15 protein-coding genes are annotated in these 11,698 nt (G+C 53.6%); 6 read left to right on the forward strand and 9 right to left on the reverse strand.

The window, feature by feature from the left end; all coding sequences use genetic code 11:
• Positions 1-957, forward strand: a 957-nt coding sequence (locus tag AC2JC8_RS08600) for a LysR substrate-binding domain-containing protein (protein ID WP_484400330.1), incomplete at its 5' end; no start/stop codon positions are given.
• Positions 958-965: 8 nt separating this feature from the next.
• Here the strand turns inward: AC2JC8_RS08600 and AC2JC8_RS08605 are convergent.
• Complete coding sequence (locus tag AC2JC8_RS08605; protein ID WP_484400329.1) at positions 966-1,610, reverse strand: DUF3172 domain-containing protein; 645 nt, start codon at positions 1,608-1,610, stop codon at positions 966-968.
• Positions 1,611-1,961, reverse strand: coding sequence for an NAD(P)H-quinone oxidoreductase subunit M (ndhM, locus tag AC2JC8_RS08610; RefSeq protein WP_484400327.1), 351 nt, complete (start codon positions 1,959-1,961; stop codon positions 1,611-1,613).
• Between the two features lie 64 nt (positions 1,962-2,025).
• On the opposite strand from ndhM, the gene pds reads away from it, so the two are divergent.
• Positions 2,026-3,393, forward strand: coding sequence for a 15-cis-phytoene desaturase (gene pds / locus AC2JC8_RS08615; protein WP_484594539.1), 1,368 nt, complete (start codon positions 2,026-2,028; stop codon positions 3,391-3,393).
• An 18-nt stretch (positions 3,394-3,411) separates the two neighbouring features.
• Positions 3,412-4,326 carry a phytoene synthase gene (locus AC2JC8_RS08620; protein ID WP_484400326.1) on the forward strand — a complete coding sequence of 305 codons (915 nt, stop codon included), beginning with the start codon at positions 3,412-3,414 and terminating at the stop codon, positions 4,324-4,326.
• Here the strand turns inward: AC2JC8_RS08620 and AC2JC8_RS08625 are convergent.
• The 3 genes from AC2JC8_RS08625 to AC2JC8_RS08635 form a co-directional block, all read right to left on the reverse strand.
• Positions 4,314-5,255: an alpha/beta fold hydrolase gene (locus AC2JC8_RS08625; protein ID WP_484594534.1), complete on the reverse strand. Its 942-nt coding sequence runs from the start codon at positions 5,253-5,255 to the stop codon at positions 4,314-4,316. The genes AC2JC8_RS08620 and AC2JC8_RS08625 overlap by 13 nt on opposite strands.
• Positions 5,256-5,285: 30 nt before the next feature.
• Positions 5,286-5,723 (reverse strand): RNA recognition motif domain-containing protein, encoded by a 438-nt coding sequence (locus AC2JC8_RS08630; RefSeq protein WP_484594535.1) that lies wholly within the window; start codon positions 5,721-5,723, stop codon positions 5,286-5,288.
• 70 nt (positions 5,724-5,793) lie between these two features.
• The gene (locus AC2JC8_RS08635) at positions 5,794-7,032 is read right to left on the reverse strand and encodes a tRNA nucleotidyltransferase/poly(A) polymerase-related protein (protein ID WP_484420013.1); all 1,239 of its coding nucleotides are present in this window, start codon (positions 7,030-7,032) and stop codon (positions 5,794-5,796) included.
• Positions 7,033-7,093: 61 nt separating this feature from the next.
• Here AC2JC8_RS08635 and AC2JC8_RS08640 point away from each other — a divergent pair, with 61 nt between their 5' ends.
• The 3 genes from AC2JC8_RS08640 to AC2JC8_RS08650 are packed head-to-tail and all read left to right on the forward strand — an operon-like array spanning position 7,094 to position 8,497.
• Positions 7,094-7,306 carry a Ycf34 family protein gene (locus AC2JC8_RS08640; RefSeq protein ID WP_255133639.1) on the forward strand — a complete coding sequence of 71 codons (213 nt, stop codon included), beginning with the start codon at positions 7,094-7,096 and terminating at the stop codon, positions 7,304-7,306.
• A gap of 5 nt (positions 7,307-7,311) precedes the next feature.
• Complete coding sequence (gene tsaB / locus AC2JC8_RS08645; protein WP_484400320.1) at positions 7,312-7,929, forward strand: tRNA (adenosine(37)-N6)-threonylcarbamoyltransferase complex dimerization subunit type 1 TsaB; 618 nt, start codon at positions 7,312-7,314, stop codon at positions 7,927-7,929.
• A complete protein-coding gene (locus AC2JC8_RS08650; RefSeq protein ID WP_484400319.1) occupies positions 7,922-8,497 on the forward strand; it encodes a YdcF family protein in 576 nt (191 codons plus the stop codon). Before tsaB ends, AC2JC8_RS08650 begins: the two co-directional genes overlap by 8 nt.
• Here AC2JC8_RS08650 and AC2JC8_RS08655 read toward each other — a convergent pair.
• From AC2JC8_RS08655 to AC2JC8_RS08670, 4 genes are all read right to left on the reverse strand, one after another.
• Positions 8,445-9,119 (reverse strand): lysophospholipid acyltransferase family protein, encoded by a 675-nt coding sequence (locus AC2JC8_RS08655; protein WP_484594536.1) that lies wholly within the window; start codon positions 9,117-9,119, stop codon positions 8,445-8,447. The genes AC2JC8_RS08650 and AC2JC8_RS08655 overlap by 53 nt on opposite strands.
• A 1-nt stretch (position 9,120) precedes the next feature.
• Positions 9,121-10,032, reverse strand: coding sequence for an ACP S-malonyltransferase (fabD, locus tag AC2JC8_RS08660; protein WP_484594537.1), 912 nt, complete (start codon positions 10,030-10,032; stop codon positions 9,121-9,123).
• A 45-nt stretch (positions 10,033-10,077) separates the two neighbouring features.
• On the reverse strand, positions 10,078-11,079 hold the full coding sequence (locus AC2JC8_RS08665; protein ID WP_484400315.1) for a beta-ketoacyl-ACP synthase III: 1,002 nt from the start codon (positions 11,077-11,079) through the stop codon (positions 10,078-10,080).
• Positions 11,079-11,698: phosphate acetyl/acyltransferase (locus AC2JC8_RS08670; RefSeq protein WP_484594538.1), on the reverse strand; the 620-nt coding region annotated here is incomplete at its 5' end. The genes AC2JC8_RS08665 and AC2JC8_RS08670, both read right to left, overlap by 1 nt.

The raw sequence follows: 11,698 nt of genomic DNA on the forward strand, positions 1-11,698 counted from the left end.
ATGGCGGACCTTCCGTTCACTATTGATCAGCTGCGCATCCTGCGGGCCATCGCCAGTGAGGGCAGCTTTAAAAAAGCCGCCGATAGCCTCTACGTAACTCAGCCAGCGGTGAGTTTGCAGATCCAAAACCTGGAGAAGCAACTAGATGTGTCTTTATTTGATCGCGGCGGCCGTAAAGCGCAGCTCACAGAAGCGGGTCATTTGCTTCTTACCTATTCCGAGCGCATCTTGAGTCAATGCCAGGAGGCTTGCCGCGCCCTTGATGATCTCCACAACCTCAAGGGGGGCACCCTTGTAGTGGGGGCAAGCCAAACCACGGGCACCTATTTGATGCCCCGCATGATCGGTTTATTTCGCCAGAAATATCCAGATGTTTCCGTGCAATTGCAAGTGCACAGCACAAGGCGCACCAGCTGGAGTGTGGCTAACGGCCAAGTGGATCTCGCAATCATTGGCGGCGAAGTGCCAAACGAACTAGCCGAGCAGCTGCAGGTGGTGGCCTATGCCAGCGAGGAATTGGCCCTGGTTTTGCCGATCAAGCATCCAATGGCCCGCATCCAGGAATTACAAAAAGATGATCTCTACAGGCTTTCTTTCATCTGCCTTGATTCCCAATCCACCACCCGGAAGGTGGTGGACCAGCTGCTTTCCAGGGGCGGGCTTGATGTGCAGCGATTACGAATTGAAATGGAACTCAATTCGCTAGAGGCAATAAAAAATGCGGTGCAAAGCGGCTTGGGCGCTGCTTTTCTGCCAGTGGTGTCGATCGAACGAGAGCTGGCCACCGGTGGTTTGCATCGGGCGGCATTAAGCGATCTAAGTGTGCGGCGTCAATTGCGTTTAATCACCCACCCTGCCCGCTACTGCTCGCGCGCTTCTGCTGCATTTCGAAAAGAGATCCTGCCGGTGTTTGCCAGCCCAGATAGCCCCTTACGCCAAAACCCAGATCAAAGCTGAAGCTGAGTTCAGAATTGATCTGCTTCTGGAGTGATCCCTACGGTGTCGTCTGCAGCGGCACCAGCTACCCCTTTGGTTTGGAACTTGTTCTGGGACGAATCATTTTGGTAAACGCAACGCACCACTGGCTTGTCGCGAATTGAGCCGATGTAGGCAAAAGTATTCATGCGTTGTTTGCATTCCCGCATTTGTTCATTGGTAACCGCCCCTTCTTTTTGCAATACAGACCAATTCTCGCGGCGGATCACACAACCTGGTTGCAAGGTGGGTTGGGTAACAAAACTGGAGGATGGATTCATCGTGGTGTAAGTCTCCACATCCATCACAAAGGCACTAGCGCCCCATTGCTTACAAAATTCAGGATCTGGCACCGCCATATCCAGCTGCTGGCTACTGGCGATGTTGCCTTGGTTGCCAGCGGTGTTGCTACTTAGAGCGGTGCCGATACCTATGCCAAGAATCATCACACCAGCCATCAAGGCGATGGTGGCCGTATTGAATTTCAAGCCAGCTAAACCCTGCCCCGGCTGAGGGGGTGGAATGCGGCTGCGTTCTCGGGAACGCTCCTGTTCGTAGGCGCGCTCGTTATCGCGTTCGTTATCGCGCTCGTTATTCCTGTTGCCGTAGGGGGAGGGGGGGCGGCGTGGGGCCATTTAGAGAGTTTCGGGGCTACGGGGTAAACCCATGGAGTAATTGAGCACCCTGCTTTTTAAGTTGTAACGCAATTCACCAGCCTGCAGTAGCTCACGGATATAACCCTCTAAGGCTGAACCGATTCCGCGCAGGTTGTAATCGTTCATGGGGGTTCCGGCAGCAGCATCCACCAATTCAGCGAATCGCTGTTGCACCTTGGCGAGGGGGCTTTCATCCCATTCAAATTCGCTATCTGGATCTAAATCCAGCGTTAGTTGATCTGCCGCGGCCGTAAGGATTCCGTTGCTGTCAACGGTGGCTGCAAAAATGCGCACATGGCGGGTGGTGCACTTAAGTGGCGTATCAGACACCAGCGATAAACAGCAGAAGGTTTTCTAACTCTATGGTGGGCGCTCAAATCAAATAGGTGTGGTGATGAGGGTGGCGATTGCCGGGGCCGGGCTGGCGGGATTGGCCTGCGCCAAATACCTCAGTGATGCCGGCCATACAGCGGTGGTTTATGAAGCCCGCGATGTGCTCGGCGGCAAGGTAGCAGCTTGGCAAGATGAAGATGGAGACTGGTATGAAACCGGTTTACACATCTTTTTTGGCGCCTACCCAAACATGCTGCAGCTGTTTGCTGAACTTGGCATAGAAGAGCGGCTGCAGTGGAAAAGCCACTCGATGATCTTTAACCAGCGGGAGGTGCCCGGTTCCTACAGCCGCTTTGATTTCCCTGATCTGCCGGCACCATTAAATGGTGTTGCGGCAATTCTTGGCAATAACGATCTACTTACCTGGCCGGAAAAGATTGCCTTTGGCTTGGGGTTGGTTCCTGCAATGTTGCGGGGTCAAGAATATGTTGAGAAGTGCGATAAGTATTCATGGACTGAATGGTTGCGCTTGCATAATATTCCAGAACGGGTTAATGATGAAGTATTTATCGCGATGAGTAAGGCGCTTAATTTTATTGATCCTGATCAGATTTCTAGCACCGTATTGCTCACAGCATTAAATCGTTTTTTGCAAGAAAAGAATGGTTCTAAGATGGCTTTCCTCGATGGAAATCCCCCCGAGCGGCTCTGCCAACCAATGGTTGAACATATTCAAGCCAGCGGCGGTGAAGTACATCTGGAAACTCCCCTAAGAGAAATCCAGCTCGGCGAGAATGGTGCTGTTACTGGTTTTCGGATTGGTGGGATCAATGGCAAGGAGGGCTTTGTGGCTGAAGCTGATGCCTACGTGAGTGCTTTGCCTGTAGATCCATTTAAATTACTTTTGCCTGAATCCTGGCAAGAGATGCCATTTTTTAGCCGCCTTGAGGGTCTGAAGGGGGTGCCAGTTATTAACATCCATTTGTGGTTTGATCGCAAACTTACCGATATAGATCATCTGCTTTTTAGTAGATCACCTCTGCTTAGTGTGTATGCCGACATGAGTAATACCTGCCGCGAATATGCAGATCAGGATCGCTCTATGCTCGAATTGGTTTTTGCACCCGCCCATGATTGGATCGGCAGGCCTGATAACGAAATTGTTGCTGCCACTTTGGGGGAATTAGAGCGCCTTTTCCCTCAACATTTTGGTGGCGCTGAGCCAGCTAAGTTGCGAAAGAGTAAAGTTGTAAAAACCCCTTTATCTGTTTATAAAACAGTGCCTGGTTGCCAAGCTTTACGCCCCAGCCAAACCACACCGATTAGTAATTTTTACCTGGCTGGCGACTACACAATGCAGCGCTACCTCGCTTCGATGGAAGGGGCCGTGTTGAGCGGTAAGCTCTGCGCGGCGGCGGTGTCGGGCTAACAAATGGTTTTTTGCCCTGTGCGATCTATCGCAGTGCTTCCCTCCTTAGAAGAGGCTTACGAAAGCTGCCGGGTAGAAACTGAACGCTGGGCTAAAACTTTTTATCTCGGCACTCTTTTGATGCCCCCTCCAAAGAGGCGGGCGATCTGGGCCATTTATGTGTGGTGCCGGCGCACCGATGAATTAATGGATAGCGAGGAAGCCCAAAAATTACCGGTGGAAGAACTCAGCGAACGTTTAAATATTTGGGAGGAACGCACTAGAAGTTTGTTCAAAGGTGTTGTATTTGATGGCCTTGATCTGGTGATGGCGGATGTGATCCAGCGTTATCCCCAACCTTTAGAGCCATACCTTGAAATGATTGAGGGGCAACGAATGGACCTTAATCAGCATCGATATGCCACTTTTGCGGATTTGGAGTGCTACTGCTACCGGGTTGCAGGCACCGTTGGCTTAATGACCCAGGAGGTTATGGGCCTTGATCCTGCTTATATCAGTGCCCCTTGGAGCAGCAAACCAAATACCAGTGATGCAGCTGTGGCTTTAGGGATCGCTAATCAACTCACAAATATCCTGCGTGATGTGGGAGAGGATCGCGCCCGCGGCCGAATTTATCTACCTCAGGAAGATCTGCTGAGCTTTGGTTATTCAGAAGCTGATCTACTCGCTGGCACTCTCAACGCAAATTGGAATGCCCTGATGGCTTTTCAATTGCAACGGGCCCGCCAATGGTTTGCTCGCTCTGAATCTGGGGTGCGTTGGTTAGCAGCAGATGCCCGTTGGCCCGTATGGGCTTCGTTGCGCTTGTATCGCGGCATTCTTGATGCAATCGAGAAACTCAACTACGACGTTTTTAACCACAGGGCTTATGTGCCAAGGGTGGGAAAATTTCTTGATCTACCCGTTTCCTATGTGATAGCTCAAGCCCGTTGAGCTAACCATTCTTGCAAAATTGGATTCACTATTTCTGGCGCTTCATCGTGGGGGCAATGGCCGAGGCCAGGTAATAAACGCAGCTCTTTGATGCAACTGAATTGATCCCTCCAGCGGGCGGCCTCGAGGGGGTCTTCCCAGGGATCTGCTGCGCCCCAAAGTAAACGCACCGGCACATTTAATGCCTCAAGCAGCTCGGGGGCGAGGTGGTCGTTGAAGAGATTTATGAAACCGCGGAAACTTTCAGTGGCGCCAGGAGCGCAGCTGGGCAGGTGCAGCAAGCTGATCAACTCTTGATCAATATTTGCGCCGCTTGGATAGGCCCGCAACAGCACGCTACGAATAAAAGCGGGTCTTGCTAGTAAACGAAATAACGGTGCAATTACCCAGCGTTGTTGTACTAATTGCTTTATTAAAGGGCGACTGAGTCTTTCTAAACCGGGCAGCTGGGCTGAGCGTTTGTCGTCGAGGGTGCGCTGGGCGCAATCGATCAGGATTACCTGGGCTGGTGCTTGCCCTTCCTCTTGCATCAAGCAGGCAGTGGTGAGGGCCACCATCGCACCAATTGAATTGCCCACCAGGTGCACTTCAGCGCCGGGCACTGGCTGCACCACTTGGCTTATGAAATCCTTTAGCAAGCTGGCCCATAGGTTGAAGCAGTAAATCACCGACCCAGGGCTTTTTGCTTCTTTAGGCAATTGCGAGCGTGGTTTTGCGCTGGCACCAAAACCAAGTAAATCGATAGCAAAAACAGGTCGGTTTTTGCTTAATTCTTCAATATTGAAACGCCAATGACCACTGGAAGCGCCAAAGCCATGCACCAACACCACAGGTGCGCCGCTAGCGCTATCCCCCTGATGCCGATATGCAATTTCCTGAAGGCCAGCCTCCCCTTGCCATAACCAAAAACGTAAGGGGGTTAAAGGCATTAGTTAATTGATTGCTTAAACAAACTATTTCTAGGCAGTTGTTTTTTGATTTTCCAAGAGATCCTTCAATTTTGAAAGTTCTCCAGCCCAACGGGGATCTGGGGCAGCAGCGGCTGGAGCATCACTATGAACAACTTTATCGACAGATTTACGCAATGGAGTGGGTCCGGCGGAACCGGGGCGCCGATCGTTATTACCACCACGCTCATTGCCACGGCTTTCTTTCTTTTCAGAAACCTCTACTTTCATTTGGCTGCCGCCATATTCAAGGCCGTTGAACTGGGCAATTACTTCATCGGTGAGTTTGGCGTCGTCCACATTGACAAACCCAAATCCACGGCATCCGCCGGTTTCGCGATCTAAAACCGCTTTAAACCTCACTCCAGCGCCAACGGCAGCAAACATATTCTCCAGTTCTTTTTGATCGAAAGACTGGGGCAGATTGCCAACGTAGAGGCGGATGCTCATGGGAAAAGAAGAAAACGTGGGGCCTTGGTTTTAACCAGAATTGCTGGAAGCTCGGGCCGTATCAATGCAGTTAATCATGCGGCCGGGGCAGTTGATTAAGAAAATGCTTGGCCGCTTCAAGGTTGTGGGGCTTACCAAAAGCGCGAGCTTTGGTGAGTTGCCAAAGCAATGCGCCAATGGCCGGTCCGGGTGATAACCCCAGCTGTTGCTGCAACTGGGCTCCATCGATGGGGCTGCGGGGATGAAATAGGCGGTCTTTTGGGTTTCGCCATCGCTCCAGCCAGCCCTCTGTAGCCCCGGGAATCAGCAGCACCAAGGCGCCTAAATCTGCCTCTAAATCCAGGCACAGCCTCAGTTGTTCCTCCTCAAGCAGCACTGGATTTTGCAGGATGGTTTGCCACCAGTGGCGCAATATTTGGCAGCGTTGCTGCAATTTCTTGCTGGCTTTCAAACGCCCCAAGCTGCGGGCGCTAAACAACTGGGCTAGCCGCGCTAGGGGTAAGGCTGTGGCGGCCTCCTCGCTGCTTAAGGGGCAAGCGGCATCGAGATTTATGTTTTTTGGGTTTATTAATTTTTGGTTACGGCAAAATTGCAGCGGCTCTAGCCAAGGATGCAGCAAGCCAAGCTCAATGGCCTGCTCTAAGCCCTTTGAGCCATGGGAACAGCGCGCCAATTTTTCTAGTTCCGCCAGCACTCTTTCAGGGGCCATTTGGCCCAATAAAGCCCCATGGCGTTGCAGCAGTTTGCAGCTGGTTGATTCCAGCTGAAAATTAAGCTCTGCCGCCAGCCGCGGCCCCCGCAGCAGCCGCAACGGATCAGCCTGCAAATTTTGTTCGCTTATGGCAGTAATTAGCCCCTCTGCCAGATCAGCTAATCCCCCTTGCGGATCAAGCAGGGGGCCATTTCCATCTAGCGGTAATGCCATGGCATTGATCCGGTAATCGCGTCGAGCTAGGTCTTCTTCAAGGTTGGCGCCGCTACAGGCAGCAAGATCAAGGGTGTATGGGCCAAGCACCACACGGGCCATATCTCTTTCCGCATCAAGCACCACCACCACACCTCCATGGGCTTGCGCTAGCTGGCGAGCTAATGGAATCGCCCCTGCTGGCACCACAAGATCAAGGTCTGGGTGGGGAGCTAATCGATTTAAAAGCCCATCGCGCACCGCTCCGCCCACCAAGGCGCAACCAACTGGCAATTTATTTAGTGCAATGGGCCAGCGCTGCGGCGGTAGCTGCTGCCGCAGCAGCAAAGCAGCACTGGTTGGGTTGATACGGCTGGGGGGAGTGGCCAAGGAACGCGGATCCATGGCACCATTTTGCAATTACTACTTAAGTAAAACTTTTTAAACCATGCGCCGCATTTAAATCATGTGCATCTGCGTTGCTTGCAGCTGGCAGCCGAGTTGCACCGCTTATCACCGGGTGGAAACTGAACACGGCGTGCCTCACTTAAATCAAAATCCGGATTTCACTCCCGAGAATCCCCAGATTCATCTAAGCGTTCAAGCGGTGCAAAACAGCTGGGGCGTGGAGTGGGATGTGCGCAGTTGCGACAGTTTCAGGCCAGGCCGAGTTAGCTAAGCCCCATGAGTTGTGCCCTCGCTTTTCATAGTTGCAGCAGCACCCTTGGGGTGGCCTTAATCAACAACGGTGAGTGGCGTTCTGCGGCTTTCCCTTTGGCGCGCCAGATGGCCAATGGCTTATTTACAGCTGTAGCTGAATTGCTCCCTGCGAGCCGCTGGAATGAGCTCAGCTGGTTAGCGGTGGCCACCGGCCCCGGCAGTTTTACTGGCACCCGTATCACCGTGGTGCTTGCCCGCACCTTGGCTCAGCAGTTGCAAAAACCCCTATATGGCTGGGGCAGCTTGCGTTTAATTGCAGAACGGCGTCAGCAGGAACTCGCTGCCGCTGGTCCCCATTGGATTGGGCAAACCCTGCCTCAACGTGGGGTGGTGGCTGGTTATTACGGCCTTGGCGCTCAGGGAGTTGAAGAATTTCAAGCGCCAAGCCTGCATCCAGGCGGTAGCGCCAGCTTGAAGGGAGCCTTTTGGGAGGCGGAAATGTTGCCGGAGCAGGATTCACGTTTGCTACTGCAGCTGGGCCAAAGCTTGTTTGAGCAAGGCAACCTCGGGCCTTGGGAGCTGGTTTTGCCGATTTATCCCACCTCTCCAGTGCAAAACATCCCCCGCGGGCCTGATGGCTAGGAAGCTGCTTCGCTTATTGCTTGGGGCCGGGCTGCTTTGGGGGGGGTGGAGTTATGGACCCGGCTTACTAAAACCATTGCTGGAGCCTTTGCTGCCACCGCCCCAGCAGATTTTGGTTTTGGGCGGTGATTTAGAGCGAGAAGAAGTGGGTGCCCAGTTGGCCTATCGCAGCCAGTTGCCCTTGCTTGTTAGCAGTGGCAGCAATGCTGAATATGCCCGCTGGCTAATTGAGCGCAATGGCCTAGATGCAGCCCGGGTTCAGCTTGATTACCGTGCCAGCGATACCTTGAGCAACTTCACCACCCTGGTGGATGAATTAAATCGCAAGGGCGTGCGTCATGTGATTTTGGTTACCAGCAGCGACCACATGGAAAGGGCCTTGCTGGTGGGCCGTGTGGTGGCTGGAAGCCGTGGCATCTACCTAACCCCTGTGCCGGTGCCCTGCGCTAAAAATTGTCAATTTGAAAGTCGCAGCAAGGTGTGGAGTGATGGTTTGAGGGCTTTGGTTTGGGTAATTAGTGGAAAGGATCTGCGCCAGCAGTTAATGGCAATTCCAGCAAGGCGTTAATCGCCTCTTGGCAGGCCTTTGTGGTGGCTTCTAGGTCTTCTCGGCGTTTGGAAGTAGGCGGCGGGATCGGCAAACCCACCCTTATTTGGATTGCTACGAGGCGGGGCCAGCTTTGATTAGGTCCAAATGCGCGATGGGTGTTAACCAACGCCACCGGCAGCAGCGGCGCCCCACTGCGGGCAGAAAGCAAAGCCGCGCCGAGCTGGGGATTCTCAACCCGACCACTCAGTTGGCGGGTGCCATCAAGAAATATTCCCGTTGCCCAACCCTGCTCTAAGCGCCCTAAGGCGGTGCGAATTGCCTCGCGATCGCTTGCGCCACGGCTTACGGGATAGGCGCCAAGGCTGCGGATTAGCGCCCCCAAGATCGGGACTTTAAATAATTCAGCCTTTGCCATGAAACTCACCGGCCGCGGCAAGGTGTGGCCCAGCAAAGGCGGATCTAAATGGGAGCCATGGTTTGCCACCACTACCAACCCCCCTTGGCGGGGTACCCGTTCCATGCCAAAGCAACGGCCGCGAAATAGCAAGCGAAATATTGGCGCCACCAACAACCACTGCACCATCCTGTAACTGATGCTTGGCCGCGGCCTCAAGCTCAAACTGGCGATCGTTTGATTCATTTCAATTAAGGCCCAGATCCTGCAGCCCACTAATTTGAGCCGTTACAAGGGCTGGCAGGCTGCGTTTGAGCAAGCCGCTGAGCACGGCCCCAGGCCCCACTTCCACCACCGTATGGATGCCAGCAACCTCGAATTGCAGCATGGTTTCACGCCAACGCACTCCGCTGATCATCTGTTGCTGCAGCCGTTGTTTCAAGCTGTTGCCATCACTACAGGGGCTGGGGTTTGTATTGCTGAGAATCGGCACTGCGCTATCACGAAATGGCACGGCATCGAGTTCAGCACTAAAAGCTGCTGCAGGTGCGGCCATAAAAGGAGAGTGGAAAGCCCCGGATACAGCAAGGGGTACTGCCCGTTTGCAGCTCACAGCAGCCAGTACAGCGGCAAGCGCTTCTTTACTGCCTGAGAGCACCACCTGGGCGTCGCTGTTGTCGTTGGCGATCACCACCCCTTCTGTAGTTGCTACCGCTTCATCTAATTCCTTGCGGTTGAACCCCATCACTGCGGCCATTGCCCCACCCCCTGCGGCAGCCATTAATTCGCTGCGGCGAATTACTAACTTCAAACCGGTTTCGAATTCAAAAACTCCGCCCGCATAAAGGGCCACCAATTCACCCAAGCTGTGGCCAGCGAGCAGATTCGCCTTTTTCCCCTGTTCGTAAAGAAGATCAATCAGCAGGGTTTCGAGTACAAATAATGCCGGCTGTGTATTGCGGGTGTTGTTTAGATCATTTAATTCGTTTGCGGTATCTAGGTTGGATTGATTGCTGCCGCTGCAGATCTGCCCAAGGTTGCGGCCCAGTAGATCCGATGCCATTTCAAAACGATCCCGGCCCAAAGGGTGATCTATTAACCCTGCAGCCATTCCAAGCTTTTGTGATCCCTGGCCCGGAAATACCCAACAAATACCCATGGCCCCTTTTGATGTTGCTGGCAGCTGAGGCTACCCATAGGGCGACTAGGGGGTAGGCCCGCTCCAACGCCACAACGCTGCCCCCCAGCTTAGGCCTGCGCCAAAGCCGCTGCTGGCAATAAGGTGCCCCGGTTTAACAAGGCCGGCCTGCACCGCCTCATGGAGCATCACTGGGATCGTGGCGGCAGAGGTGTTGCCGTAATGGGCAAGGTTGCTTAAAACTTTTGTTTCTGGAAGGCCGAGCCGTTCTGCAACAGCATTCAAGATGCGTTGATTTGCTTGGTGCAGCAGCAGCCAATCCAAAGCTTCTGGTTTGGTATCGGTGCTTTTCAGGAGTTCCTGCAACACAGCGGGCACCTCCCGCACAGCAAATTTGTAAACCTCCTGGCCATTCATGGCGATGGGCTCAAAGCCCCCCAGTTGGCTGCTGATCCCTGGTATTAATTCTTGACGGCTGGCCACTTGACGCAAGCTGAGGCAATCGGCTTTGCGGCCATCGGAAGCCATCCGAAAGCCAAGCAAACCATCCTGATCTGCTCCGCAGGCCTCAATTGCAACGGCCCCGGCCCCATCACCAAACAACACGCAGGTGCTGCGATCATTCCAATCCACCCAACGGCTCAATTGATCGGCGCCGATCACCAAGGCTCGCCCCATGGCGCCAGTGCGGAGATATTGAGAAGCGGTGATCAAGGCAAAAAGAAAACCACTACAGGCGGCGGTGAGATCAAAAGCCACTGCTGAGCTAGCCCCCAGCTGGGCCTGCACGCGGGGAGCGGAACCAAAAAGATCGTCTGGGCTTGAGGTGGCGAGCAGGATTAAATCGACACTTTCCGGATCCCATCCAGCCCGTGCCAAAGCCAAACGCCCGGCTGCGCTTGCCAGTTTGGTGAGATTTTCCTGCTCTGCTGCAATCCGCCTTGCGGTGATGCCTGTGCGGCTGCGAATCCATTCGTCGCTGGTATCCACCCGCTGGCTAAGGGCCTCATTGCTGATGCTGGTATGGGGCAAAGCGGCGCCGGTGGCGCAAAATCGAATGCCCTGCATCAGGCGGCCTCATCTGTGAGGCGGTGCAGATTTTCAAGGGCGCCATGGGAAGCGGCAGCATGGGCAAGCCGTAATGCCCCCAATACGGAAAGGGCTTTGCTGCTGCCATGGCCGATCACGCAGATTCCATCCACCCCAAGCAATAGGGCACCACCATGTTCAGCATGATCGAGTCGTTTTTTAATGCGCCGCAAGTTATTGCGTAAAAAAGCAGAACCCACCTTGCCGCGGCGACCGCGGGGAAGTTCGGCCTTAAGCACCTCCAGCAACACACTGCCCACCGATTCCAAGAATTTCAGCAACACATTGCCGGTGAAACCATCACAAACCACCACATCAAATTCGCCGGAAAGCACATCACGGCCTTCGCAATTACCAGCGAAATGGAAGCGTTTTTCTGCAGCTAGTAAGGGATAACTACGCAAGGCAAGATCGTTGCCTTTACATTCCTCTTCTCCAATATTGAGCAGGCCGATACAGGGCTTTGTTACACCGAGCACATCGCGGCTGTAGATGTTGCCCAGCAGGGCAAATTGATGCAGATAACTGGGTTTGCAATCCATATTTGCCCCCACATCAAGCACCAACACCTGACGGTTCACATCTTTGGTGGGGAAAA

The organism is Synechococcus sp. (genome assembly GCF_982614295.1).